At 60.3% G+C, this 25,906-nt stretch carries 20 protein-coding genes; 2 read left to right on the top strand and 18 right to left on the bottom strand.

Annotated features, from left to right (window positions below; all coding sequences use genetic code 11):
• Positions 1 to 28: 28 nt before the first annotated feature.
• Together HX873_RS04325 and pbpC are read left to right on the top strand one after the other, a co-directional pair.
• Positions 29 to 5,872, top strand: coding sequence for an alpha-2-macroglobulin (locus HX873_RS04325; protein ID WP_177122414.1), 5,844 nt, complete (start codon positions 29 to 31; stop codon positions 5,870 to 5,872).
• Entirely contained in the window at positions 5,853 to 8,150 is a 2,298-nt protein-coding gene (pbpC, locus tag HX873_RS04320; RefSeq protein WP_177122413.1) for a penicillin-binding protein 1C, read from the top strand. Before HX873_RS04325 ends, pbpC begins: the two co-directional genes overlap by 20 nt.
• Here pbpC and HX873_RS04315 read toward each other — a convergent pair whose 3' ends face one another.
• From HX873_RS04315 to mnmG, 18 genes are all read right to left on the bottom strand, one after another.
• Positions 8,151 to 9,317: a hypothetical protein gene (locus HX873_RS04315; RefSeq protein ID WP_003213533.1), complete on the bottom strand. Its 1,167-nt coding sequence runs from the start codon at positions 9,315 to 9,317 to the stop codon at positions 8,151 to 8,153.
• Positions 9,314 to 9,895: a LemA family protein gene (locus HX873_RS04310; protein ID WP_003213535.1), complete on the bottom strand. Its 582-nt coding sequence runs from the start codon at positions 9,893 to 9,895 to the stop codon at positions 9,314 to 9,316. The genes HX873_RS04315 and HX873_RS04310 overlap by 4 nt, the downstream gene beginning before the upstream one ends.
• 161 nt (positions 9,896 to 10,056) lie before the next feature.
• Positions 10,057 to 11,889 carry a glutamine--fructose-6-phosphate transaminase (isomerizing) gene (glmS, locus tag HX873_RS04305; RefSeq protein WP_008439539.1) on the bottom strand — a complete coding sequence of 611 codons (1,833 nt, stop codon included), beginning with the start codon at positions 11,887 to 11,889 and terminating at the stop codon, positions 10,057 to 10,059.
• 10 nt (positions 11,890 to 11,899) lie between these two features.
• The gene (locus HX873_RS04300; RefSeq protein WP_003213539.1) at positions 11,900 to 12,667 is read right to left on the bottom strand and encodes a DeoR/GlpR family DNA-binding transcription regulator; all 768 of its coding nucleotides are present in this window, start codon (positions 12,665 to 12,667) and stop codon (positions 11,900 to 11,902) included.
• A gap of 228 nt (positions 12,668 to 12,895) precedes the next feature.
• On the bottom strand, positions 12,896 to 14,263 hold the full coding sequence (gene glmU, locus HX873_RS04295) for a bifunctional UDP-N-acetylglucosamine diphosphorylase/glucosamine-1-phosphate N-acetyltransferase GlmU (protein ID WP_102370203.1): 1,368 nt from the start codon (positions 14,261 to 14,263) through the stop codon (positions 12,896 to 12,898).
• 115 nt (positions 14,264 to 14,378) lie between these two features.
• The gene (locus tag HX873_RS04290) at positions 14,379 to 14,804 is read right to left on the bottom strand and encodes a F0F1 ATP synthase subunit epsilon (protein ID WP_008439541.1); all 426 of its coding nucleotides are present in this window, start codon (positions 14,802 to 14,804) and stop codon (positions 14,379 to 14,381) included.
• Between the two features lie 44 nt (positions 14,805 to 14,848).
• On the bottom strand, positions 14,849 to 16,228 hold the full coding sequence (gene atpD / locus HX873_RS04285; protein WP_003213545.1) for a F0F1 ATP synthase subunit beta: 1,380 nt from the start codon (positions 16,226 to 16,228) through the stop codon (positions 14,849 to 14,851).
• Positions 16,229 to 16,255: 27 nt separating this feature from the next.
• Positions 16,256 to 17,116, bottom strand: coding sequence for a F0F1 ATP synthase subunit gamma (gene atpG / locus HX873_RS04280; RefSeq protein ID WP_003213547.1), 861 nt, complete (start codon positions 17,114 to 17,116; stop codon positions 16,256 to 16,258).
• 50 nt (positions 17,117 to 17,166) lie between these two features.
• Positions 17,167 to 18,711, bottom strand: coding sequence for a F0F1 ATP synthase subunit alpha (atpA, locus tag HX873_RS04275; protein ID WP_003213549.1), 1,545 nt, complete (start codon positions 18,709 to 18,711; stop codon positions 17,167 to 17,169).
• A 21-nt stretch (positions 18,712 to 18,732) separates the two neighbouring features.
• Positions 18,733 to 19,269 carry a F0F1 ATP synthase subunit delta gene (locus HX873_RS04270; protein ID WP_003213551.1) on the bottom strand — a complete coding sequence of 179 codons (537 nt, stop codon included), beginning with the start codon at positions 19,267 to 19,269 and terminating at the stop codon, positions 18,733 to 18,735.
• A gap of 12 nt (positions 19,270 to 19,281) precedes the next feature.
• Positions 19,282 to 19,752, bottom strand: coding sequence for a F0F1 ATP synthase subunit B (locus HX873_RS04265; protein WP_008439543.1), 471 nt, complete (start codon positions 19,750 to 19,752; stop codon positions 19,282 to 19,284).
• Positions 19,753 to 19,808: 56 nt separating this feature from the next.
• Positions 19,809 to 20,066 (bottom strand): F0F1 ATP synthase subunit C, encoded by a 258-nt coding sequence (atpE, locus tag HX873_RS04260; RefSeq protein ID WP_002555987.1) that lies wholly within the window; start codon positions 20,064 to 20,066, stop codon positions 19,809 to 19,811.
• Between the two features lie 133 nt (positions 20,067 to 20,199).
• Complete coding sequence (gene atpB, locus HX873_RS04255) at positions 20,200 to 21,069, bottom strand: F0F1 ATP synthase subunit A (RefSeq protein ID WP_003213554.1); 870 nt, start codon at positions 21,067 to 21,069, stop codon at positions 20,200 to 20,202.
• A 16-nt stretch (positions 21,070 to 21,085) separates the two neighbouring features.
• The gene (locus tag HX873_RS04250; protein ID WP_003213556.1) at positions 21,086 to 21,493 is read right to left on the bottom strand and encodes a F0F1 ATP synthase subunit I; all 408 of its coding nucleotides are present in this window, start codon (positions 21,491 to 21,493) and stop codon (positions 21,086 to 21,088) included.
• Between the two features lie 148 nt (positions 21,494 to 21,641).
• Entirely contained in the window at positions 21,642 to 22,514 is an 873-nt protein-coding gene (locus tag HX873_RS04245; RefSeq protein WP_063033750.1) for a ParB/RepB/Spo0J family partition protein, read from the bottom strand.
• A gap of 9 nt (positions 22,515 to 22,523) precedes the next feature.
• Entirely contained in the window at positions 22,524 to 23,321 is a 798-nt protein-coding gene (locus tag HX873_RS04240; RefSeq protein ID WP_087694577.1) for a ParA family protein, read from the bottom strand.
• A gap of 18 nt (positions 23,322 to 23,339) precedes the next feature.
• Complete coding sequence (gene rsmG / locus HX873_RS04235; protein ID WP_003213561.1) at positions 23,340 to 23,984, bottom strand: 16S rRNA (guanine(527)-N(7))-methyltransferase RsmG; 645 nt, start codon at positions 23,982 to 23,984, stop codon at positions 23,340 to 23,342.
• Positions 23,981 to 25,873, bottom strand: a complete 1,893-nt coding sequence (mnmG, locus tag HX873_RS04230; protein ID WP_003213563.1) for a tRNA uridine-5-carboxymethylaminomethyl(34) synthesis enzyme MnmG — start codon at positions 25,871 to 25,873, stop codon at positions 23,981 to 23,983. Before mnmG ends, rsmG begins: the two co-directional genes overlap by 4 nt.
• Positions 25,874 to 25,906 lie beyond the last annotated feature (33 nt).

Genomic DNA, 25,906 nt, shown 5'->3' with positions numbered 1-25,906 from the left:
ACGCGACACATTGCCAGGGATGCTCACCATGTTTGATTCGTTAAAAGCGACCAGCCGCCGTTTTTTCGGGGCCTTGATCTCAGTGGTGAGTGTTCTGTTCAGCGCCGTTCGATGGCTGGCGCGCAGCCTGTTCGGCCAGTGGCAGCCGCCGCGCTGGCTGCAAGCCACAGGCAACGGCCTGGTCAACGTCGGCCACAAGGCCCGGGCTTATCCGCGCCAGGCTGCGGGCGGCGCGCTGGCCCTGGTACTCGTGCTGGCCGCGGGCTTTTACGGCTGGCACTGGTATTCCCACCTGCCACAGCCCCACACCGTGGGTTATTCGCTGCACAAGCCCAACCTGACGGATTACACCCAGCCGCAGCCAGTTGTGGATAACTTGCAGGTGCGCTTCGCCGAATCCGTGGCCCCGCTGGCGGCCATCGGCAAGCCGGTCACCGAAGGCATCACCCTCAAGCCTGCCATCGCCGGCGCCTGGCGCTGGGCGGATGACCGCAGCCTGGTGTTCACCCCGGAAAAAGACTGGCCCGTCGACGCCCACTACACCATCGACCTGGCCAAGAAAACCCTGTTGGCCGACGGCGTACTGCTCAGCCAATACACCAGCCAATTCTCCACCCAGCCGTTCCGCGCCACCTTGACGCAAAACGAGCTGTACCAGGACCCGAGCAACCCGACGCAGAAACAGCTGGTAGCGACCTTCCACTTTTCCCACCCGGTAGACGAAGACAGCGTACGCAAACGTGCCTCGGTCGCCCTCGGCAAAGGTCTGGCCTACCGCGACGCGCAACTGCCCAATCGCCCGGAAATCACCTTCGACGAACACAAGCTCAACGCCTTTGTGCGCTCTGCCGCCCTGGCCACCCCACTGGAAAGCACCCCGGTCAGCGCCAAGCTCGATGAAGGCCTCAAGGCCCGTGATGGCGGCAATCCCAGCTCGGCGCCGCTGGTGGCCGAAGTCACCGTGCCCGGCCGCTATCGCCTGACCTTTACCGGCGCCGAAGTCAGCTTTGTCGACAACGAGCGCGGCGAACCCGAGCCGGTGTTGATGTTCAGCAGTTCCAGCGCCGTGGCCGACGAGACCATCGCCAACAAGGTGCAGGCCTGGATGCTGCCGGAAAAAGCCGAGGACGATACCCGCCCCTGGAACCTGCAAGACATCGACGACAAGCTGTTGGCCAGCAGCACCAAGGTCAAGCTGACCCACGTGCCGAGCGTCGAACCGCTGAACACCCTGCACGCCTTCAAGTTCAAGGCCCCGCCGGGCCGCGCCCTGTATGTGCGGGTGCCGGCCAACCTGGAAGCCATCGGCGGCTACCTGGCGAAAAATCCGACAGCCTCTCTCGTGAGCATGCCGGCTTATCCACGCACGCTGCAGTTCCTGTCCGACGGCGCCCTGCTCAGCCTCACCGGCGAAAAACGCCTGGGCTTCATGGCCCGTGGCGTACCCGGCGCCCATGTGGAAATCGCGCGCCTGCTGCCCAACCAGTTGCAACACCTGGTGGACCAGAGCAGCGGCAGCTTTGCCCGACCGAATTTTGCCAATGACTACTTCGACCGGATGGTGGAGCGTCAGAGCCTGGACATTCCGCTGTCGGCTGGCGACCCGTCGAAAACCGTCTACGACAATGTCGACCTGAGCAGCTACCTGACGGCCAACGGCGGCCGCCGGGGGATTTTTGTGCTCAAGCTGAGCCCGCAGGACGACCCGGCTGATCGCACCTTCGACTACTCGCGCAACACCACCAGCGACCTGCGTTTCATCGTGGTCACCGACTTGGGCATCATCGCCAAGCGCTCCAGCGATGGCAGCCACGATGTGTACGTGCAGTCCATCGGCAACGGCTCGCCGGTGTCCGACGCCCAGGTCGATATCATCGGCCGCAACGGTTTGCCGGTCGCCAGCGGCCATACCGACGCCGAAGGTCACGCGCACTTCGCCAAGCTGGATGAACTGCGCCGTGAGAAAACGCCGTTGATGTATGTGGTCAGTCGCGGCAATGACCAATCCTTCCTGCCGATTGCCCGTCAGTCGCAACAGCTGGATTTGTCACGCTTTGATGTAGGCGGCCTGGAAGAGGACGGTGCGATCAATCGCCTCAGCGCCTACCTGTTTACCGATCGCGGCCTGTACCGGCCCGGCGAGACCGCGCACCTGGGCATGATCGTGCGCAGCGGCGACTGGAAAGGCGCCCTGCAAGGCCTGCCGGTTGAGTTGCAGATCACCGACCCCCGTGGCCTTGAGGTGATTCGCCAGCCGTTGAAACTGTCGGCCAGCGGTTTTGAAACCTTCGATTTCCCAAGCAGCGAAGTAGCGCCATCCGGCGATTACACCGCGACCCTGCAACTGATCGGTGAGAAGCAGCGTCGTACCGACCTGGGCAGCGTCAGCTTCAAGGTCCGCGACTTTGAACCGGACCGGATGAAAGTCAGCCTGAGCCTGCACGATACACCGGTGCTGGGCTGGATCCCGCCGGACCAGGTGGTGGCCAAGGTTACCGCGATGCACTTGTTCGGCGCTCCGGCGGCGGGTCGTCGCGTCACGGCGAAAATGTCTCTGAGCCCGACGCTCGCGGCCTTTGATCGCTACCCGGATTACCGCTTCCGCCTGAATGACTCGCTGGAAGAAGCCAGCTCCGAAGACCTGGCCGAAACCACCGTCGACGACAGTGGCCAGGCGGTGCTGGACCTGAACCTGCAACGCTTCGCCAACAGCACCTACCGCCTGCAAGTGATGACCCAGGTGTACGAAGCCGAAGGCGGTCGCAACGTCGCCGCACAAAGCGCATTGCTGGTGTCGGCGGCGCCGTACCTGGTGGGTGTGAAGAGCAAGGATTCGCTGTCTTTCGTCGCCAAGGACGCTCCGCGTGAAGCGCAATGGCTGGCCGTGGCGCCAGACCTCACGCCAGTCGCAGTCGACGGCCTGACCAGTGAAGTGGTCGAGCACCGCTACGTCTCGGTGCTGGTGAAGCAATCCAACGGCACCTACAAATACGAGTCGCGCATCAAGAACATCAGCCAGCCGGCCTCGCCGCTGGTGATGACCAAGGACGGCGCCAAGCAAACCCTGAACACCGGCACCCCGGGCGATTTCACCCTGCAACTCAAGGACGCCAACGGCAACCTGCTGAACCAGATCGACTACAGCGTCGCCGGCCGGGGCAACACCTCGCGCTCCCTGGAGCGCAACGCCGAACTGCAACTGCGCCTGGATAAACGCAGCTACGCCACCGGTGATGAGATCGCCATCAGCATTCGCGCGCCGTACACCGGCGCCGGGTTGATCACCATCGAGCGGGACAAGGTCTACACCCAGCAGTGGTTCAAGGCCGACAGCACCAACAGCGTGCAACACATCCGCGTTCCTGCGGGGCTTGAGGGCAATGCCTACGTCAACGTGCAGTTCGTACGGGACATTGGTTCGTCCGAGGTCTACATGAGCCCGCTGTCCTACGGCGTGGTGCCGTTCAGCATCAACCTCGACGCGCGGCGCATGGCGCTGAAAGTCGAAGGCCCGGCGAAGATCGAACCGGGGCAGACCCTGGACATCAAGGTCAACGCCGACCGCCCTGGCCGCGCAGTGGTCTACGCGGTGGACGAAGGCATCCTGCAAGTGGCGCGCTACCAGACGCCGGACCCGTTGGGCTTCTTCTTCCAGAAGCGGGCGCTGGAGGTCGGTACCAGTCAGATTCTTGACCTGATTCTGCCGGAATTCAGCCGCCTGCTCAGTGGGGCAGCGCCGGGTGGCGATACGGAAGGCGCCCTGGCCAACCACCTCAACCCGTTCAAGCGTAAACATCAGCCACCTGTGGCCTGGTGGTCTGGCCTGGTGGACTTGCCGGCCGGTGAAACCGTGCTGCATTACCAGGTTCCGGACAGCTTCAATGGCAAGCTGCACCTGTTTGCGGTGGCCGTGGACAGCGACAGCGTGGGCGTCAGCGAGGCCAACACCGAAGTGCGCGGGCCGCTGGTGATCACGCCGAACGTGCCGGCCTTTGTCGCACCGGGGGATGTGTTCAGCGTCAGCGCCGGGGTGTTCAGCAACCTGGACGCGGCGGCGGACGTGAAGTTTGAAGTGCAGACCAGCGATGGCCTGCAGGTGCAAGGCGACAAGGCCAGTACCCTGGCCCTGCAACCGCGCAAGGAAGGTGTTGCCGAGTTCAAGATCAAGGTTGGGGAAACCCTAGGCTCGGCCGACTTGCGCTTCGTCGCGGTGCTGCCGGATGGCAAGCGTATCCAGGTGGCGGAAACCACTTCGATCCGACCCTTGAGCGAGCATCGGGTGGCCCTGAGCCTGGGCCGTTTCGACAGCGCCAGCAAAGAGCTGAAACCGACCCGCGAGCTGTTCAGCCAGTTGCGCGATGTGCAGTTGGGCGTCGCCGCTTCGCCGCTGGTATGGGCCAACGGCCTCAAGCATTACCTAGATGACTATGGCTACGCCTGCACCGAGCAATTGGTGTCCAAGGCCATGCCGGCGTTGATCTGGGGTGGTAACGCGCCGGAGGCCGAGCAAGCCTTCAGCGGTGCGGTGCGCATGCTGCGTCAACGGCAGAACCAGGCCGGCGGTTTCGGCTTGTGGGCGGCCAACCCGGATGTGGCGCCGTATGCCAGCCTGTACGCCACCGACTTCCTGATCGAAGCCAGGGAGCGCGGGCTGCCGGTGCCGGAAGACCTGCTGCAACGTTCCAACGCGTACCTCACCGACCTGGCCAACGGCCCGAGCGAAGGCCTGTCGGAATTGCGCAACCGCGCCTACGCCAGTTACCTCCTGAGCCGTCAGGGGATTCTCGTGAGCGGCGCCTTGAGTGATATCCGCGAGCGCTACGAAAGCTACTTCAAGGACACCTGGCAGAACGACATTGGCGCGGCGTACGTGGCCGCCAGCTACAAGCTGCTCAAGCAGGATCGTCAGGCCGATACCTTGTTCCGCAAGGTGCCGTGGCTTTCCCTGTCGGATAAATGGAACAGCGACGGCCTGTATTACGACCCGCTGGTGCACGACGCCGAGCACCTGCATTTGCTCGCGCGGCACTTCCCGGAAATGCTCGACGATGTGCCGACAAGCCTGCTGGATAAACTCGGCAAGCGTCTCAACGAGCAACGCTACAACTCGCTGTCGGCGGCACTGTTGCTGCGGGCCCTGGACAATTACGGCCAGCGCGCCCAAAGCGACATGACCCTCAAGGCCACCGCATGGCTCAGCGACAAGCAGCAACAGTTGTTGCAGATGGCCGGCCAGCCGCCACGTGCGGCGGTGCCTGCCGGTACGCAAAAACTGCAGATGGAAAAATCCGACGGCCCGGCGGCGTTCTACATGCTGAGCGAAGCGGGCTATGACAAGGGCGCCAACCTCAAGCCGATCAACAGCGGCCTGGAAATCATCCACGAATACCTCGACCTCAAAGGCAATCCAGTCAGCAAGGTCGCGGTAGGCGATGAGTTCCTGGTGCGCCTGCGCTTGCGCGCCACCGACCGTGATCAGGTGCAACAAGTGGCGGTGGTCGACCTGCTGCCGGGTGGTGTCGAGCCTGTGTATAACTTGCCGCCGGAGCCGGAAGCGGCCAGCACCGAGGAAAGCGAAGGCGACGATTCGGAGTACGTTGAAACCGGCGAAGACACCGAAGAAGCCGACGCCTGGCAGGCGCCGATTGGCGAGACCGACTTGAGCAACTGGCAACCGGACTACGTCGATGTGCGTGATGACCGAGTGGTGTTGTACGGCACCGCGCTGCGGGATGTAGGCACCTTCGTGTACCGCGTGCGCGCCACCAACGCCGGTACATTCAATACGCCACCGGCCTACGCCGAGGGCATGTACGAAACCACCCTGCAAGGACGCGGCAAAGTAGGCCAGCTTGAAATTACCAAGCCTTAAAAGCCTGACGCCGCTGCTGGCAGCGGCGTTGATTCTGGCGGGGCTACGGTTGTGGCCCCACGCGCCGCTGGAACAGGCAGCCACCTCCTCACGGGTGGTGCTGGCCGATGACGGTTCGCTGCTGCGCATGACCCTGGCGGCTGACGGGCAATATCGCCTGTGGCTTCCCCTGGAACGGATTTCTCCGTCACTGGTGGAGGCGTTGCTGCTCAAGGAAGACCGCAATTTCTACTGGCACCCGGGGATCAATCCCCCGGCGTTGCTGCGGGCGGCCATGACCACCTATAGCGGCGGCCAGCGCCAAGGCGGCTCGACCTTGAGCATGCAGTTGGCCAGGCGCCTGTGGGATCTCAATACCCGCCAGGTACCCGGCAAGCTGCAGCAGATGGCCCTGGCACTGTGGCTGGAGGCGCGTTACAGCAAGCACGACATCCTTGAGGCCTACCTCAACCTGGCGCCCATGGGCGGCAATATCGAAGGTGCCGAAGCGGCCAGCCGGATCTATTTTGGCAAGTCAGCGGCGCAGTTGTCCTTGTCTGAAGCCCTCGCGCTGGCCGTGATTCCCCAGCAACCGGGTCGTCGGGCGCGCTTTGGGCCTTCCCTGCAAACCGCCCGGCAACGGCTGATGGCCGACTGGCGGGAAACTTATCCACAGGACCCGCGTAACGACAGTTTGCTGGACCTGCCGCTGGAAGCCCGCAACCGCCAGCAGATCCCGTTTCTCGCGCCGCACCTGAGCGAACAGTTGCTGGCCTCGCAAACCGGCAATGAGTTGAACAGCACCCTCAACCTGGCGCTGCAACAATTGCTGGAACGGCTGATCACCGGCTTCATCGCCGAGCGCCGCAGCAGCGGTGTGGAAAACGCCACGGCGATCCTGATCGACAGCCGCGACCAGAGCGTAAAAGCCCTGGTGGGCTCGGCAGACTACTTATCCACAAGCATCCACGGCCAGGTCAACGGCGTGTTGTCGCGGCGCTCGCCGGGCTCCACGCTCAAGCCATTCCTGTATGGGCTGGCGCTGGACCAAGGGGTGATCCACCCCATGAGCATCCTCAAGGACATGCCGAGTAACTTCGGCTACTTCCAGCCGGAAAATTTCGACGGCAGTTTTGTCGGTCCGGTGACAGCCCGCGACGCGCTGATTCGCAGCCGCAATATTCCGGCAGTGTGGCTGGCCAGCCAAACCCGCTCACCGTCACTCTACGGATTGCTGCAAAGGGCCGGGATCAAGGGCCTGCGCGGCGAAAGCCATTACGGCTTGGCGCTGGCCTTGGGCGGCGGCGAGATGACGCCCGAAGAGTTGGCGCGGCTGTATGTGATGCTGGCTGGTGACGGGCATTTGCGGCCGCTGCGCTATTTGCAGGAACAGCCGCAAACCACTGGCGCCCAGCTACTCACGCCGCAGGCCGCGTTTATGGTGCGCGACATGCTGCGGCGCAACCCGCGCCCGGACGGGCTGCCGGGGCGCCACTGGCGTACGGCCTGGAAGACCGGCACGTCCTGGGGTTTTCATGATGCATGGAGCGCCGGCCTCGTAGGCCCGTACGTGCTGGTGGTGTGGGTGGGCAACTTCGATGGCCGTCCGAATCCTGCGTTTATCGGTGCGAAAACTGCGGCACCGTTGTTCTTCCGTATCGCCGACGCCCTGCCGCTGGCCTTGCCCAATGTGGTGATCAAACCCGACAAGCCGCCCGCCGGGCTGATCCGCATCGACGTCTGCGCGGCCTCTGGTGACTTGCCCAACCGTTGGTGCCCACGTACCCGCAAGACCTGGTACATCCCCGGCGTGTCACCGATTCGGGTGTCCAACCTGCACCGCCCGGTGCTGATCGACACCCGCACCGGCAAGGCCGCGTGCCCGCCGTTCGACCCGCAGTACACCCGTGAAGAAGTCTTCGAGTTTTGGCCCAGCGATGTGCAGCGGCTGTTCCGCGCCGCCGGACTGCCCCGGCGTACGCCGCCCAATGTGCAGAAAAGCTGCCAACCCAACCGTGTCGGCGATCAAAGCGAAGCGCCACAGATTCGCTCGCCGCTGACCCAGGTCAGCTACCACCTGCGCCTGTCCCAGCCCCAGGAAAGCATCCCGCTGAACGCCAACGCGGCCAGTGATGCACTGACGCTGTATTGGTTCGCCGACCAGACCCTGATCGGCCAGGGCCCGCCGCAAACCACGCTGAACTGGCGGCCGGGTAAGTCGGGGGAGTACCGGTTGCGGGTGACTGACGATCAGGGCCGCAGCGCCAGCCGAGGCTTGAAGGTTGAGTTTGTACCCTGATCAGGCGTCCTCGTCGCCTAAACCGGCAGTGCCGGCATCTTTTGCGAAATGCTTGTACGCCACCCCTAGCTTGCGTTGCTCAAAGATCGAAAACACCAGGGTGCCCAGCAGAATCATCATCCACACCAGGAACACCTTCATGGTGTCCACCTGGGCCACCACCAGCAGCAAGGTCACTACGCCGCCAATCACCATGCCCAGGCCCATCCAGGCGCCCAGCACGCGGCCTACCGCCAGGCGCATGCCCGTGGGCAGCAAGAGCCGCAGCGCGAGCAACACCACAAACATCGTCAGCAAGAAGCCAAACGCGGCCATGAAAGGAATCACGAAGCCATTGTCACGGTACAACCAGGCCAGAAACCGATAGGCGGGATTCAGCTCTGCCATTTGCTGGTAGGTGGCGGGGCCCGGCAAATGCAGTTGGGCAAAATGTTCCGGCGTCATGGCCATGATGCCGACGCCGATCAAACCCACCACCACCGCGTAGAAACCACCGGCGCGCCACAGCGGCGCCAGCACACGGCGGTTTTCCACCTCCTTGGTCTCGGCCAGGCCGAACACCGCGTCAGGTTGCCGGCCCTGGGCAATCACCGTCTTGCCCGCACGCTCGCAGGCGTCGCCAATCAGCATCACCTGCATATCCTGGGTGAGGAGCAGTTCGCCCTGGCGGCGGGAGCTGCTGATCCATTCATGGTCGTCAGGGCGCTTCTTGCCGAACAGGTCGATACCCTCGGCAATCACTGTCACTTCACCGGTGGCGTCCTGCAGGCGGAAGTCATTGCAGCGAGCCTCGGCCGAGACCTGGCTCCAGCTCCAATCGCCATCCTTGTCTTTGGTGCCTTCTTCGATGACCCACACGTAACCCGCGCAAGGCTTGCCGTGGACCGGGGAGATCAGCGGCGAGTCGACGATCACCTTGCCGTTCACCTCCACCAGCCCCATGGCCAATGAGCGTATCTGGCTGGTGGCCAGGCGCTGTTCGGTGCGATAGAAATTGGGGCCGAAGCTGGCCAGCAGTCCGATCAGGATGCACACAGGAAAAAACAGCGCCACCAGGATCGTCGGGGCGTAGACCATCAGGCCAATAAAGCCGGCGAGAAAGGCCAGTGCCACCAGGGTTTTCCACGCTGGTTTTTTTGTGACAACCCCTGCCTGGGTGGTTTTCATGCCCCCGGCACCTCAAGCTTCACGCCGTCGTAGCGGGTTTCTTCGGCGCTGATGGCCAGCAGCGGAATGCGCTGATAACCGAGCATCTTGGCGAAGAACAGATCAGGAAAAATCGCGATGGCGATGTTGTAGAGATTGACCGACTCATTGAAGAACTCGCGACGGTCGGCGATGCGTTCCTCCACCGCCGAGATCGCCTGCTGCAACTCGACCATGTTGGGGCCGGAGATCAGCGTCGGATAATTCTCGGCCACTGCAATCACCGACTTGAGCGCCGTATTGAGTTGGTTGGAGGCATCGACTTTATCGGTGAGGCTGCTGGCGTTGAGGTACGCGGTGCGGGCGTCGCTGAGGCGGGTGAACAGCGCGTTCTCATGGTTCATGGCGGTTTGCACCACGCGCATCAGGTCGGGAATCTGGTCTGCCCGCTGCTTGAGCAGCACGTCGATGTTGGCGAAGGCTTTATCCACATCGTTGCGGCGCATCACCAGGCCGTTGTAGACCCCCACCAGCCAGCCGACCAGGCCGACGACAATAATCAGCACGACGATACCGGCGATCAGCAGTTCGATGTTCATGGCGGCGGCATTCCCTGGCTAGTTATCCACAGGGCGCATTCTAGGGGTAAAGCAGGGGAATACTCCCGGAATTAGTCCACAGAAACGGCAAGACCCGATATCCGGTAGCCTGAAAAAGCAAAACCCCCGAAGAACGGGGGTTTTGGTGGTTCGGGTGCGGCTTATTCCACCGTCACCGACTTCGCCAGGTTACGCGGCTGGTCAACGTCGGTGCCCTTCAGCACAGCGACGTAATACGACAGCAGCTGCAGCGGGATGGTGTAGAGGATCGGCGACAGGGTGTCGTGGATGTGCGGCATGTTGATGACGTGGGTGCCTTCGCCATTGGTCATGCCGGCCTTCTCGTCCGCGAACACGATCAGTTGGCCGCCACGGGCGCGCACTTCCTGCAGGTTGGACTTGAGCTTCTCCAGCAGTTCGTTGTTCGGCGCGACGGTAACGACTGGCATGTCGTCATCCACCAGGGCCAGCGGACCGTGCTTGAGCTCACCGGCCGGGTAGGCTTCGGCGTGGATATAGGAGATTTCCTTGAGCTTGAGCGAACCTTCCATTGCCACCGGGTATTGCGCACCACGGCCGAGGAACAGGGTGTGGTGTTTGTCGGCGAACAGCTCAGCGACTTTCTCCACAGTGCTGTCCATGGCCAGGGCTTCACCCAGGCGGGCCGGCAGGCGGCGCAGTTCTTCGACCAGGTGTGCCTCGACGCCTTCGCCCAGCGTGCCGCGAACCTGGCCCAGGGACAGGGTCAGCAACAACAGGCCGACCAACTGGGTGGTGAAGGCCTTGGTGGATGCCACGCCGATTTCACGACCGGCCTGGGTCAGCAGGGTCAGGTCGGACTCGCGTACCAGGGAGCTGATGCCGACGTTGCAGATCGCCAGGCTGCCGAGGAAGCCCAGTTCCTTGGCGTTGCGCAGGGCGGCCAGGGTGTCGGCGGTTTCGCCGGACTGGGAGATGGTCACGAACAGAGTGTCGGGCTGCACCACCACCTTGCGGTAGCGGAATTCGCTGGCGACTTCGACCTGGCACGGGATGCCGGCCAGTTCTTCCAGCCAGTAACGGGCGACCATACCGGCGTGGTAGCTGGTGCCGCAGGCGACGATTTGCACGTTGCGCACTTTGGCGAACAGCTCAGCAGCTTGCGGGCCGAAGGCTTGCACCAATACCTGGTTCTGGCTCAGGCGACCTTCCAGGGTGCGTTGCACCACGGCCGGTTGCTCGTGGATTTCCTTGAGCATGAAGTGGCGGAACTCGCCCTTGTCGGCGGCTTCGGCGCCGTCGCGGTACTGCACGGCTTCACGTTCCACGGACTGGCCGTTGACGTCCCAGATGGACACGCTTTCACGGCGGATCTCGGCGATGTCGCCTTCTTCCAAGTACATGAAGCGGTCGGTCACCTGGCGCAGGGCCAGTTGGTCGGAGGCGAGGAAGTTCTCGCCCAGGCCCAGTCCGATCACCAACGGGCTGCCACTGCGGGCGGCGACCAGGCGGTCGGGCTGGCTGGCGCTGATCACGGCCAGGCCATAGGCGCCGTGCAGTTCCTTGACGGTGGCCTTGAGAGCGTTGGTCAGGTCGCCGATGTCCTTGAGCTTGTGGTTCAGCAGGTGGGCGATGACTTCGGTGTCGGTGTCCGAGGTGAAGACATAACCCTGGCCTTTGAGCTGTTCACGCAGCACTTCGTGATTTTCGATGATGCCGTTGTGCACAACCGCCAGGTCACCGGAGAAGTGCGGGTGAGCATTGCGTTCGCACGGCGCGCCGTGGGTGGCCCAACGGGTGTGGGCGATACCCAGGCGGCCTACCAGCGGCTCACCGGCCAACGCTTGTTCGAGTTCGCTGACCTTGCCCGGGCGACGCATGCGCTCAAGCTTGCCGGCGTTGGTAAAGAGCGCCACACCGGCGCTGTCGTAGCCACGGTATTCCAGGCGTTTGAGGCCTTCGAGCAAAATGGCAGTGACGTTTCGTTCAGCGACTGCGCCAACAATTCCACACATGGTTTCTCTCCTAGATGACTGCCGCGCAAATCAGCGTGATGCCGCGGGCTTGAATCTGGTCGCGGGCCTCAAGTGGCAGGCGATCATCGGTAATAAGGGTATGGACGCTGCTCCAGGGCAGTTCCAGGTTGGGGATCTTGCGGCCAATCTTGTCGGACTCGACCATCACCACCACTTCGCGGGCGACTTCGGCCATGACGCGGCTCAGCCCCAGTAATTCGTTGAAGGTGGTGGTGCCGCGCTCCAGGTCGATGCCATCGGCACCAATAAAGAGCTGGTCGAAATCGTAGGAACGCAGTACCTGTTCGGCGACCTGACCCTGGAACGAGTCCGAATGCGGGTCCCAGGTGCCGCCGGTCATCAACAATACCGGCTCGTGTTCCAGGTCGCTCAAGGCGCTGGCCACGTGCAGGGAGTTGGTCATCACCACCAGGCCGGGCTGGTGCCCCAATTCGGGGATCATGGCGGCGGTGGTGCTGCCGCTGTCGATGATGATGCGCGCGTGTTCCCGCAAACGCCGGACGGCCGCACGGGCGATGGCGCGCTTGTAGGCCGAAATGGGCTGTGCCGGATCACCGACCAGTTCCTGAGGCATGGTGATGGCGCCACCGTAGCGACGCAGCAACAGACCGTTACTTTCGAGGGCCGCCAGGTCCTTGCGGATGGTGACTTCCGAGGTTTCGAAACGCTTGGCCAATTCGTCCACGCTGACTTCACCTTGCTCGGTGAGCATGGCAAGGATGTTGTGGCGACGTTGGGGTGTATTTCGTTTCGACATGGTGATGATAAGTTTCGTTTCGAAAGATAACGAAGGCAATCAAAACCTATTCATTCAAAATGGTCAAGCATGCGACTGAGTTTTTTGAATCAACACAGATAAAAATGTGGGAGCGGGCTTGCTCGCGAAGGCGGTGTGTCAGTCGGCGCATGTATCAACCGAAAGACCGCCTTCGCGAGCAAGCCCGCTCCCACATAAGTACCGCAGTGTTTCAGGGTTGTGGATAACTCAGGTCTTTTTGATTTTGACCGGGCGTTTCCAGCCGTCGATGTTGCGCTGGCGGGCGCGGGCGACGGCCAACTGGGACTTATCCACATCCTGGTTGATGGTGGAACCTGCGGCGGTGTTTGAACCATCACCGATAGTGACGGGGGCGATCAGCGAGTTGTTGGAGCCGATAAACACGTCTTCGCCAATGGTCGTCTGGTACTTGTTGGCGCCGTCGTAATTGCAGGTGATGGCGCCTGCGCCGATATTGCTGCGGGCACCGATCACTGCATCACCGAGGTAGGCCAGATGCCCTGCCTTGGCGTCGTCGCCCATCCGGGCGTTTTTCAGTTCTACAAAGTTACCCACATGGGCGCGGGCGCCCAGCACGCTGCCCGGACGCAAACGCGCGAACGGACCCGCATCACTGCCCTCGCCCATCACCGCACCGTCGATATGGCTGTTGGCCTTGATCACCACACCCTTGCGCAGGGTGCTGTCCTTGATCACGCAGTTCGGCCCGATCACCACGTCGTCTTCGATGACCACGCGGCCTTCGAGGATCACGTTGATATCGATCAGCACGTCGCGGCCAACGGTGACGTCACCCCGCACATCGAAACGTGCCGGATCACGCAGCGTCACGCCCAGCGCCATCAGGCGGCGGCCTTCACGCAGTTGGTAGTGACGCTCCAGCTCCGCCAGTTGCTTGCGGTCGTTGGCGCCCTGCACTTCCATCGGGTCGTGGGGCTGTTCGGTGGCGACCACCAGGCCATCGCTGACGGCCATCTCGATGACGTCGGTCAGGTAGTACTCGCCCTGGGCGTTGTTGTTGGACAAGCGGCTCATCCAGTCAGCCAGGCGGTCAGCCGGCACAGCGAGGATGCCGGTGTTGCCTTCAGTGATGGCGCGCTGGGCTTCGCTGGCGTCTTTATGCTCGACGATGGCGGCGACCTTGCCGTCAGCGTTGCGCACGATGCGACCGTAGCCGGTCGGGTCGTCCAACTCGACAGTGAGCAAGCCCATCTGGCCTGGCACCACGTGCTTGAGCAGGCGCTGCAAGGTTTCCACTTCGATCAGCGGCACGTCACCGTAGAGGATCAGCACGGTGTCGGCCTTGATGAATGGCACGGCCTGCGCGGTGGCATGCCCGGTACCCAATTGCTTGTCCTGCAATACGAAATTCAGGTCATCCGCCGCCAGCCGCTCACGCACCACATCGGCACCGTGGCCGATCACCACATGAATGCGCTGTGGATCCAGCTGCCGGGCGCTGTGGATAACATGGCCAAGCATGGAGTTGCCGGCAACCGGGTGCAGCACCTTGGGCAGGGCCGAACGCATGCGGGTGCCCTGGCCTGCGGCAAGAATTACGATTTCGAGAGACATGAATGGCTACCAATCCTGGGCGGTCAGACTTCAGACCAAAGAAGTGTTTTGCAAAAAAAGAAAAAGGGTAGCCGAGGCTACCCTTTTTAATCAATCACGCATGAGGCTTGACGGCTTAGCCGCCAAACTTCTTGCGGATCTGCTGGACGGTGCGCAGCTGAGCTGCGGCCTCGGCCAGACGTGCAGCAGCAGAACCGTAGTCGAAATCTGCGCCTTTTTCGTTCAGGGCCTTCTCGGCAGCCTTGACGGCTTCCTGAGCGGAGGCTTCATCCAGGTCGGCAGCACGTTGCACGGTGTCGGCAAGTACCTTGACCATGTTCGGCTGAACCTCGAGGAAACCACCGGAGATGTAAAACACCTCCCGTTCCCCGCCCAGCTTGGTCAGAGTGATCGGACCAGGCTTCAAGGATGTAATCAATGGCGCGTGGCCAAAGTTAATACCCAGGTCGCCCAGTTCGCCGTGTGCAATCACACTCTCGATCTGACCGGAGAAGATTTCCCCTTCCGCGCTGACGATATCGCAATGGAATGTCATAGCCATCTGCTTGCCTCAACCTGATTAGCGCCCGTTACCGGGCGCCGGAATTACAGTTTCTTGGCTTTCTCGATCGCTTCTTCGATGCCGCCGACCATGTAGAACGCTTGTTCTGGCAGGTGGTCGTAGTCACCGTTGAGGATGCCTTTGAAGCCAGCAATGGTGTCTTTCAGGGAAACGTATTTACCCGAGGCACCGGTGAAGACTTCAGCCACGAAGAACGGCTGCGACAAGAAGCGCTGGATCTTACGAGCGCGGGATACCAACTGCTTGTCGGTTTCCGACAGCTCGTCCATACCCAGGATCGCAATGATGTCCTTCAGTTCTTTGTAACGCTGCAGAACGTACTGGACGCCGCGAGCGGTGTCGTAGTGTTCCTGGCCGATGACGTTCGGGTCCAGCTGGCGCGAAGTCGAGTCCAGTGGATCGACCGCTGGGTAGATACCCAGGGAGGCGATGTCACGGGACAGTACGACGGTGGCGTCCAAGTGGGCGAACGTGGTCGCTGGCGACGGGTCAGTCAAGTCATCCGCAGGTACGTATACCGCTTGGATCGAGGTGATCGAACCGTTTTTGGTCGAAGTGATACGCTCTTGCAGAGTACCCATCTCTTCGGCCAGGGTCGGCTGGTAACCTACTGCGGAAGGCATACGGCCCAGCAGTGCGGATACTTCAGTACCGGCCAGGGTGTAACGGTAGATGTTGTCGACGAACAGCAGAACGTCGTTACCTTCGTCACGGAACTTCTCGGCCATGGTCAGGCCGGTCAGTGCTACGCGCAGACGGTTACCCGGCGGCTCGTTCATCTGACCGTAAACCAGTGCCACTTTGTCCAGAACGTTGGAATCCTTCATCTCGTGGTAGAAGTCGTTACCCTCACGAGTACGCTCACCCACACCGGCGAACACGGAATAACCGCTGTGCTCGATGGCGATGTTACGGATCAGTTCCATCATGTTTACGGTTTTGCCTACACCGGCACCACCGAACAGACCGACTTTACCGCCCTTGGCGAACGGGCAAACCAGGTCGATAACCTTGATGCCGGTTTCCAGCAGGTCGTTGCCGCCCGCTTGTTCCGCGAAGGAAGGCGCAGGACGGTGAATGCCCCAGCGCTCTTCGGTGTCGATTGGACCGGCTTCGTCGATCGGGTTACCGAGGACGTCCATGATCCGGCCCAGGGTCGCTTTACCGACCGGTACGGAGATGGCTGCGCCAGAGTCAGTGACTTCCAGACCGCGCTTCAAGCCTTCGGTGGAACCCATTGCAATGGTACGAACCACACCGTCGCCCAGCTGCTGCTGAACTTCCAGGGTGGTGCCTGCATCGCTTTTGACTTTCAAAGCGTTGTAGATGCTCGGTACGCTGTCGCGTGGGAATTCCACGTCGATAACGGCGCCGATGATTTGAACGATACGTCCGCTACTCATAGCTGGATCCTCTGAATATTTGAACCGTTAAACCGCGGCAGCGCCGCCGACGATTTCCGAGATCTCTTGGGTGATCGCAGCCTGACGCGCCTTGTTGTAGATCAGCTGCAAATCGCTGATCAAATCACCGGCGTTGTCGGTAGCGTTCTTCATCGCGATCATCCGCGCAGCTTGTTCAGCCGCGTTGTTCTCGACCACCGCCTGGTACACCTGCGACTCCACGTAGCGCACCATCAAGCCGTCAAGCAGCTCTTTGGCGTCTGGTTCGTAGAGGTAGTCCCAGTGGTGCTTGAGTTCTTGTTCCGGGGCGGCCACCAATGGAATCAACTGCTCCACGGTAGGCTGTTGCGTCATGGTGTTGATGAACTTGTTGGATACCACGGAGAGGCGGTCAATCCGGCCTTCCAGGTATGCATCCAGCATCACTTTGACGCTGCCGATCAAATCATTGATCGACGGTTCTTCACCCAGGTGGCTGATAGCTGCAACGACGTTACCGCCGAAGTTGCGGAAAAAGGCCGCACCCTTGCTACCGACCACACACAGATCGATCTCGACGCCTTTTTCGCGGTTTACCGCCATGTCCTTGACCAGGGCCTTGAACAGGTTGGTATTCAAACCACCGCACAAACCACGGTCACTGCTCACCACGACATAACCGACGCGCTTTACTTCGCGATCGATCATGAACGGGTGGCGATATTCCGGGTTGGCGTTGGCCAGATGACCAATAACCTGGCGGATACGCTCCGCGTAGGGACGGCTAGCAGCCATGCGCATTTGTGCCTTGCGCATTTTGCTGACCGCCACTTTTTCCATGGCGCTGGTGATCTTTTGCGTGCTTTTGATGCTCGCAATCTTACTGCGAATCTCTTTTGCGCCTGCCATGTAACACCTATCAGGTTAGCAAGCGGGAGCCTCGCGGCCCCCGCTGCGGCTTACCAGGTTTGGGTGGCCTTGAACTTCTCGATACCGGCTTTGATGCCAGCGTCGATGTCGTCATTGAAGTCACCCTTCACGTTGATCTTCGCCATCAATTCGGCGTGATCGCGGTTGAAGTAAGCAATCAGCGCTTGTTCGAAGCTGCCGACCTTGGTGATTTCAACGTCGGTCAGGAACCCACGCTCAGCGGCATACAGCGACAGCGCCATGTCAGCGATCGACATTGGTGCGTATTGCTTCTGCTTCATCAGCTCGGTAACGCGCTGACCATGCTCAAGTTGCTTACGGGTCGCTTCGTCCAGGTCAGAAGCGAACTGGGCGAATGCCGCCAGTTCACGGTACTGAGCCAGAGCGGTACGGATACCACCGGAGAGCTTCTTGATGATCTTGGTCTGAGCGGCACCACCCACACGGGATACCGAAACACCGGCGTTCACTGCAGGACGGATCCCGGAGTTGAACATGGCCGATTCCAGGAAGATCTGACCGTCGGTGATGGAAATCACGTTGGTCGGAACGAACGCGGAAACGTCGCCAGCCTGGGTTTCGATGATCGGCAGTGCGGTCAGGGAACCGGTTTTGCCGGTCACTGCGCCGTTGGTGAACTTCTCTACGTATTCTTCCGAAACGCGGGATGCGCGCTCCAGCAGACGGGAGTGGAGATAGAACACGTCGCCTGGGTAAGCTTCACGGCCTGGTGGACGACGCAGCAGCAGGGAAATCTGGCGGTAAGCCACTGCTTGCTTGGACAGATCGTCATAAACGATCAGCGCGTCTTCACCGCGGTCGCGGAAGTATTCGCCCATGGTGCAACCGGAGTACGGTGCCAGGAACTGAAGTGCAGCGGATTCCGAAGCACTGGCGGCCACGACGATGGTGTTAGCCAGGGCGCCGTTTTCTTCCAGCTTGCGAACCACGTTGGCGATGGTCGATTGTTTCTGACCGATGGCTACGTAGACGCAGAAAATCCCGCTGTCTTTCTGGTTGATGATCGCGTCGATCGCCAGAGCGGTTTTACCGATCTGACGGTCACCGATGATCAGCTCACGCTGGCCACGGCCGACAGGAATCATGGCATCGACAGCCTTGTAGCCAGTCTGTACAGGCTGGTCTACCGACTTACGCCAGATCACGCCTGGAGCAACTTTCTCGACCGCATCGGTCTCGGTGTTGTTCAGCGGACCTTTGCCGTCAACTGGGTTACCCAGTGCGTCGACAACGCGACCCAGCAGTTCCTTACCAACCGGAACTTCCAGGATGCGGCCTGTGCACTTGGCGCTCATGCCTTCGGCCAGAGTCTGGTAGGAGCCCAATACAACGGCACCTACAGAGTCTTGCTCCAGGTTGAGGGCCATACCGTAGACGCCGCCCGGAAACTCGATCATCTCGCCGTACATTACGTCGGCCAGACCGTGAATCCGCACGATGCCGTCAGATACGCTGACGACAGTGCCTTCGTTACGGGCTTGGGAGGTCACATCGAGCTTGTCGATGCGGCCCTTGATAATTTCACTTATTTCGGAAGGATTGAGTTGCTGCATTGCTCTGCTGCCCCTTCAAACTCAAGATTTCAATGCTTCGGCAAGATTCGCGAGTTTGCCGCGAATCGAGCCATCGATAACCAGGTCGCCGGCGCGAATGATGACACCACCAATCAGGGTGGCATCCTCCGCAACTTGCAGGCGCACTTCCCGGTCGAGTCGTGCACTGAGAACCTTGGCGAGTTTGTCTTGCTGTTCTTGGTTCAATGCAAAAGCACTGGTCACTTCAACATCTACCGATTTCTCTTGTTCGGCCTTGTACAGGTCAAACAGAGCGGCGATCTCCGGCAGAAGCGGGAGACGGTCGTTTTCGGCAACGACGTGGATGAAGTTCTGCACTTTTACATCAAACTTGTCGCCGCACACGTCAATAAACGTGGCGGCCTTGTCTGCGCTCGTCAGTCGCGGGGCCTTGAGCACGCGCTGCATGGTGTCGTCTTGCGACACTGCTGCAGCCAGGCCGAGCATGGCTGACCAAGAGGCCAGCTGCTGGTGGGCCTGGGCGTGCTCGAAGGCTGCCTTAGCGTAAGGTCGGGCCAACGTGGTCAATTCTGCCATGATCGCCCTCGCTTAAATTTCAGCAGCCAGTTTGTTTACCAGCTCCGCGTGCGCGTTTTGATCGATTGTGGCACCCAGGATCTTCTCAGCACCGCCGACGGCCAGAGCACCCAGTTGGGCACGCAGCGCATCTTTGACACCGTTCAGTTCCTGCTCGATCTCGGCTTGAGCCTGAACCTTCACACGGTCAGCGTCGATACGGGCTTTTTCAACAGCCTCTTCAACGATCTGGTTACCGCGTTTCTTGGCTTGCTCAATGATTTCAGCTGCCTGAGCTTTCGCTTCGCGCAGTTGTTGACCCGCTTTATCTTGGGCCAACTCCAGGTCGCGAGCTGCTCGTGCGGCAGCGTCCAGTCCGTCTGCGATCTTCTTCTGACGTTCGTGCAAAGCCGCGATGACCGGAGGCCATACGAACTTCATGCAGAAAACTACAAAAATCAAGAACGCTAAGGACTGACCAATAATGGTTGCATTAATGTTCACGCCAATACCTCGCTCGTTCGTTGCACAACACACCAATCACTCGAAAAAACGAGTGATTAACCGGCGAGTTGACCAACGAAGGGGTTCGCGAAGGTGAAGAACAGAGCGATACCAACACCGATCATGGTCACGGCGTCGAGCAGGCCGGCGACGATGAACATTTTAACTTGCAGCATTGGAACCATTTCTGGCTGACGCGCTGCGCCTTCCAGGAACTTGCCGCCCAGCAGGCCGAAACCAATGGCAGTACCCAGGGCGCCCAGGCCGATCAACAGTGCAACAGCGATAGCGGTTAGACCAACTACAGTTTCCATCTTTCCTCCCGACTTTTACGTCGTATGGTTTAGGTTTTTTAGATTTTAAAGCGGTAAAACAAATCGTTTCATAGCCCTTCAGGGCTACCCTCCCGTTTGACCGGGAGGGACATCAGACTAGTCGAGACTGGTCTTAATGGTTCTCTTCGTGCGCCATCGACAGGTAGACGATGGTCAGCATCATGAAGATAAACGCCTGCAGGGTGATGATCAGGATGTGGAACACAGCCCACGCCCACTGCAGAACAATGCCCAGGCCGCTAAGCCAGAGCAGACCACTGCCGAACATCACAGCGATCAGAATGAACACCAGCTCGCCGGCATACATGTTGCCGAACAGTCGCAGGGCCAGGGAAATCGGCTTGGCGACCAGGGTCACGAACTCCAGCAGGAAGTTCACCGGGATCAGCAGCGCTTGAACGAAGATGTTCTTGCTGCCGAACGGGTGCAGGGTCAGTTCGCCGATGAAGCCGCCGATGCCCTTGATCTTGATGCTGTAGAAAATGATCAACGCGAACACCGACAGGGCCATGCCCAGGGTGGCGTTAGGGTCCGTGGTCGAAACCGCACGGAATGGAATGTGGTGATCGCCGGAGATCAGGATGGCCAGCTGAGGAATCCAGTCGACCGGGATCAGGTCGACGGCGTTCATCAGGAACACCCAGACGAAGATGGTCAGTGCCAACGGTGCAATCACCGCGCTACGACCATGGAAGCTGTCCCGCACGCTGCCATCGACGAATTCGACCAATACTTCAACGAAGTTCTGCAAAGCACCTGGCTGACCGGAAGTCGCCTTCTTTGCCGCCATGCGGAAAATCAGGACGAAGATCAGACCCAATGCGACAGACCAGCCCAGAGTATCCAGGTGGAATGCCCAGAAGCCCATTTCTTTGGCTTCTGCTGCGGAGTGGGCAAAGCCCCAGCCGCCGTTGGGAAGCTGACCGAAGGTCAGGTTCTGCAAGTGGTGCTGGATATAGCCCGAAGCGGTTGTTTCTGCCATGGTTGCCTCAAACGCCCTAAGGTTTCGAAAGTCTTGTTTTCATTAGCAGGGGAGCGAACCAGCTGACCAGTTGGGTCAACACGAAGACGCCGAATACAGCCAGCGGCGCCAATGGCTTCACACCTGCAAAGGTCAGTGCAAACAGCACTGCCGTCAAAATCAATTTCCCCGCCTCGCCGGCATAAAAAGACCGGACGATAGCCTGGGCTGCTCGGGCGCCGGAAAACCGAAAGGCCCTGTGAGCAAAATACATATTGGGCAGCAAGGCTATCAGGCCTCCGCAGAGTCCCGAGTATCCGGCTACGACTCCATACCAATACCAGAGCGCCAAAGAGGCGATCAGTAAAATGACAAATTGAGCCACTAAAACCGGGAAAACGGCCAAGCGATGGAACGGCAACGTGTTTGGCGTGCGGGTTTCCATCACTCTTGCTCCTCAATGGTCGGCTGCCGGAAATCAATAACTTGGCATAATTTGTGCCGACAAAATGCGCGCAGAGTATAGGGGCGGTTCTGCCCCTATTCAACTGCCGGGTAGTGATTTCCGACTGCGCGCTACAGAAGCAATTGTTTCAGCGGATGTGGGCAAGGACGCCCTGAAGCTCATCCAATGAGTTATATCCGATGACCAATTGCCCTTTGCCTTTCTTGCCATGACGAATTTGCACCGCAGAGCCTAGGCGTTCGGCCAGGCGCTGCTCCAGGCGTGCAATATCCGGATCAGGTTTGGCGGTTTCGACCGGTGCAGGTTTGCCACTGAGCCACTGGCGAACCAGGGCCTCGGTCTGACGAACGGTGAGGCCTCGTGCGACAACGTGTCGCGCCCCCTCAACCTGTTGATTTTCCGGCAAACCGAGCAAAGCACGGGCATGACCCATTTCCAGGTCGCCATGGGAAAGCATGGTTTTGATGACTTCCGGCAGCGCGATCAGGCGCAACAGGTTGGACACGGTAACCCGGGACTTGCCCACCGCATCCGCGACTTCCTGCTGAGTCAGTTTGAATTCCTGCTGCAAACGCTGCAGGGCGATCGCTTCCTCGATCGGATTGAGGTCTTCACGCTGGATGTTCTCGATCAACGCCATGGCGATGGCGGTTTCATCCGGCACATCGCGCACCATTGCCGGAATGGTTTCCTTGCCGGCCTGCTGGCTGGCGCGCCAGCGGCGCTCGCCGGCGATGATTTCAAAGCGGCCTGCACCAATCGGGCGCACCACGATCGGCTGCATCACGCCCTGGGCCTTGATCGAATTCGCCAATTCCTCCAGCGCCTGCGGGTCCATGTCCCGGCGCGGCTGGTATTTGCCGCGCTGGATCAGGTCCAGCGGCAGGTGCTGCAGCTCGCGCTCGTCGGCCTGCACTGCCTGTTCTTCAAGCGAAGTGACAGTCGGACCACTCAGCAGTGCATCCAGTCCACGTCCGAGACCTCGTTTCTTGACGGCCATGGGGATTCCTTAAGTTGGCTGGGCTGCAGCGGTGCGTGAATTGCGGCGTTGACGGCGAACCATCTCGCCGGCCAGCGCCAGATAGGCAATGGCGCCGCGGGAAGACTTGTCGTACGCCAGCGCGGGCATGCCATAGCTTGGCGCTTCGGCCAGGCGGATGTTGCGTGGAATCACGGTGTCGTAGAGCTGATCGCCGAAGTGTTCCTTGAGCTGTGCCGACACATCGTTCATCAGGCTCAGGCGCGGGTCATACATGGTCCGCAGCAGGCCTTCGACTTGCAGGTTCGGGTTGAGCAACTCGGCGATACGCTTGATGTTATCCACAAGGTCGCTCAAGCCTTCGAGCGCGAAGTACTCGCACTGCATGGGGATAATCACCCCGTCGGCCGCAACCAGTGCGTTCAACGTCAGCATCGACAGCGACGGCGGGCAGTCGATCAAAATGTAGTCGTAATTCTCGCGGATCGGCGCCAGGGCGCTGCGCAGACGGCTTTCTTTCATCTGCATTTCCAGCAGCACCACTTCCGCCGCGGTCAAATCGCGGTTGGCCGGCAGCAGTTGATAACCGCCGTGCTCGGAGAAGTGCATGGCCTGGGCCAGGTCGCACTCGCCAATCAGCAAGTCGTAGACCGAGTTTTCCAGGCCGTGTTTATCCACACCGCTACCCATGGTGGCGTTGCCCTGTGGATCGAGATCGATCAACAGCACCCGACGCTTGGTAGCGACCAGGGATGCTGCGAGGTTGATGCAGGTGGTGGTTTTGCCCACGCCACCTTTCTGGTTCGCTATCGCGAATACCTTAGCCATTCTTGCTTGTGTTCCCAATCATGCCGTGCGGCGCAGTATCAGCAGATGGCGTTGGCCTTGGCAACCGGGTACGGCCAAGGCGTGTTCGCTATCGAGGTGGAAGTCTGCCGGCAATGCTAACAGCTCGTCGCTTGGATGAACGCCCTTCATTGCCAGCCAACGGGTATCGCGGTCGCCGAGGTGGCGGGTCCAGTTGCTGAAGTTCTCCATGCTGCTGAACGCCCGGGAAACAATTCCGTTGAAAGGCTGTTCAGGCGTAAAGGCTTCGACGCGACTGTGGATAACTTGCAGGTTATCCAGCTTGAGTTCGAGTTTGACCTGGGTCAGGAAGCGGGTTTTCTTGCCGTTGCTGTCCAGGCAGGTCACTTGCGACTCCGGAAACAGGATCGCCAGCGGGATGCCGGGCATGCCGCCGCCGCTGCCAACGTCGAGCCAGCGGCCGTTTTCGATAAACGGCATGACACTGAGACTGTCGAGCAGATGGCGGGAGACCATTTCGTCCGGGTCACGCACCGCAGTGAGGTTGTAAGCCTTGTTCCATTTGATCAACAGGGCCAGATAACCCAGCAGCAACTCGTGCTGGGCTTCGGTCAGGTTGACGCCAAGCTGGCGAGCACCTGTGGATAACTCTTCGGCGTGTTGCGAGGTGACCAACGAACTCAAGCGCTTTGCTCCAACTGACGGCCCGCGCCGCGTTTTTTCAAATGAATCATCAACAGCGAAATGGCTGCCGGCGTGACGCCCGGAATACGGGACGCCTGGCCCAGGGTCTCCGGTCGAGTTATCCCCAGCTTGCCTTGGATCTCTTTCGACAGCCCGGAAATGTTTGTGTAATCGATATCCACAGGCAGCTTGGTGTCTTCGCTGGCCCGCAGACGAGCGATCTCATCCTGCTGACGGTCAATGTAACCGGCGTATTTGGTCTTGATTTCGACCTGCTCGGCAACCTGTGGATCTTCTGCGCCACCGCCGGTGACCGAGATCAGACCAGCGTAGTCGATTTCCGGACGGGACAGCAGGTTCAGCAAGTTGTATTCGTGAGTCAGCGGCGTGCCGAATTTTTCGGCAATCGCGTCGCCTTGCTCGGTGCCCGGGCGAACCCAGGTACTTTTCAGACGTTGCTCTTCCAACTCGATACTTTCGCGTTTTTTGCAGAAGGCCGCCCAACGCACGTCGTCGACCAGGCCCAACTCGCGACCTTTTTCGGTCAAGCGCAGGTCGGCGTTGTCTTCCCGCAGGATCAGGCGGTATTCGGCCCGGGACGTAAACATCCGGTACGGTTCCTGGGTTCCGAGGGTAATCAGGTCGTCGACCAACACACCGATGTACGCCTCATCGCGACGCGGGCACCAGCTGTCTTTGCCCTGTGCACGCAGTGCCGCGTTGGTTCCGGCCAACAAACCCTGGGCGCCGGCTTCTTCGTAACCGGTGGTGCCGTTGATTTGCCCTGCAAAGAACAAACCGCCGATGACCTTGGTTTCCAGGCTGTATTTCAGGTCACGCGGGTCGAAGTAGTCGTACTCGATGGCGTAGCCAGGACGCACGATGTGCGCATTTTCCATACCGCGAATCGACTGCACGATCTGGATTTGCACGTCGAACGGCAGAGACGTGGAAATTCCGTTCGGGTACAGCTCATGGGTGGTCAGACCTTCCGGTTCGATAAAGACCTGGTGGCTTTCCTTGTCGGCAAAGCGATGGATCTTGTCTTCGATCGACGGGCAATAGCGTGGGCCAATGCCTTCGATCACCCCGGAATACATCGGCGAACGGTCGAGGTTCGCGGCGATGATTTCGTGGGTGCGGGCGTTGGTGTGGGTAATCCAGCAACTGACCTGCTTCGGATGCTGTTCCTTGGAGCCCATGAACGACATCACCGGGATCGGTGTATCACCGGCTTGCTCGGTCATCACCGAGAAATCCACAGACCGGCCATCAATTCGCGGCGGCGTGCCGGTTTTCAGGCGACCGACACGCAGTGGCAGTTCGCGAAGGCGCTGAGCCAAGGCGATTGACGGTGGATCACCGGCGCGGCCACCGGAATAGTTCTGCATACCGATGTGGATAAGTCCGCCGAGGAAGGTACCGGTGGTCAACACCACGGATTCTGCGAAGAAACGCAGGCCCATTTGCGTGACAACACCGCGTACCTGGTCTTGTTCGACGATCAGGTCATCGGCTGCCTGTTGAAATATCCACAGGTTCGGCTGGTTTTCCAGGGTTTCGCGGACAGCGGCCTTGTACAGGATCCGGTCGGCTTGAGCACGTGTGGCCCGTACGGCCGGGCCTTTGCGACTGTTCAATACGCGAAATTGAATACCACCTTTGTCGGTAGCCATGGCCATCGCGCCGCCCAGGGCATCGATTTCCTTGACCAGATGGCTTTTGCCAATCCCGCCAATTGCGGGATTGCAGCTCATGGCGCCGAGGGTTTCCACGTTATGCGTCAGCAACAGGGTTTTTGCCCCCATGCGTGCTGACGCCAGTGCTGCCTCGGTACCGGCATGACCGCCGCCGATGACGATCACTTCAAAACGGGAAGGGAAATCCACCACGCACCTCGTGCCTGCTTCTGTAGGTAATTA

Origin of the sequence: Pseudomonas sp. P7758, from assembly GCF_013386485.1 — a bacterium.
GTDB lineage: Bacteria > Pseudomonadota > Gammaproteobacteria > Pseudomonadales > Pseudomonadaceae > Aquipseudomonas.
This window is presented reverse-complemented; position numbering and strand designations above follow the sequence as displayed.

Coding starts and splice junctions, on each gene's coding strand:
- HX873_RS04325 (WP_177122414.1), top strand. CDS start 29: ATGTTTGATTCGTTAAAAGCGACCAGCCGCCGTTTTTTCGGGGCCTTG.
- HX873_RS04315 (WP_003213533.1), bottom strand. CDS start 9,317: ATGAAAACCACCCAGGCAGGGGTTGTCACAAAAAAACCAGCGTGGAAA.
- HX873_RS04310 (WP_003213535.1), bottom strand. CDS start 9,895: ATGAACATCGAACTGCTGATCGCCGGTATCGTCGTGCTGATTATTGTC.
- glmS (WP_008439539.1), bottom strand. CDS start 11,889: ATGTGTGGAATTGTTGGCGCAGTCGCTGAACGAAACGTCACTGCCATT.
- HX873_RS04300 (WP_003213539.1), bottom strand. CDS start 12,667: ATGTCGAAACGAAATACACCCCAACGTCGCCACAACATCCTTGCCATG.
- glmU (WP_102370203.1), bottom strand. CDS start 14,263: ATGTCTCTCGAAATCGTAATTCTTGCCGCAGGCCAGGGCACCCGCATG.
- HX873_RS04290 (WP_008439541.1), bottom strand. CDS start 14,804: ATGGCTATGACATTCCATTGCGATATCGTCAGCGCGGAAGGGGAAATC.
- atpD (WP_003213545.1), bottom strand. CDS start 16,228: ATGAGTAGCGGACGTATCGTTCAAATCATCGGCGCCGTTATCGACGTG.
- atpG (WP_003213547.1), bottom strand. CDS start 17,116: ATGGCAGGCGCAAAAGAGATTCGCAGTAAGATTGCGAGCATCAAAAGC.
- atpA (WP_003213549.1), bottom strand. CDS start 18,711: ATGCAGCAACTCAATCCTTCCGAAATAAGTGAAATTATCAAGGGCCGC.
- HX873_RS04270 (WP_003213551.1), bottom strand. CDS start 19,269: ATGGCAGAATTGACCACGTTGGCCCGACCTTACGCTAAGGCAGCCTTC.
- atpE (WP_002555987.1), bottom strand. CDS start 20,066: ATGGAAACTGTAGTTGGTCTAACCGCTATCGCTGTTGCACTGTTGATC.
- atpB (WP_003213554.1), bottom strand. CDS start 21,069: ATGGCAGAAACAACCGCTTCGGGCTATATCCAGCACCACTTGCAGAAC.
- HX873_RS04250 (WP_003213556.1), bottom strand. CDS start 21,493: ATGGAAACCCGCACGCCAAACACGTTGCCGTTCCATCGCTTGGCCGTT.
- HX873_RS04245 (WP_063033750.1), bottom strand. CDS start 22,514: ATGGCCGTCAAGAAACGAGGTCTCGGACGTGGACTGGATGCACTGCTG.
- HX873_RS04240 (WP_087694577.1), bottom strand. CDS start 23,321: ATGGCTAAGGTATTCGCGATAGCGAACCAGAAAGGTGGCGTGGGCAAA.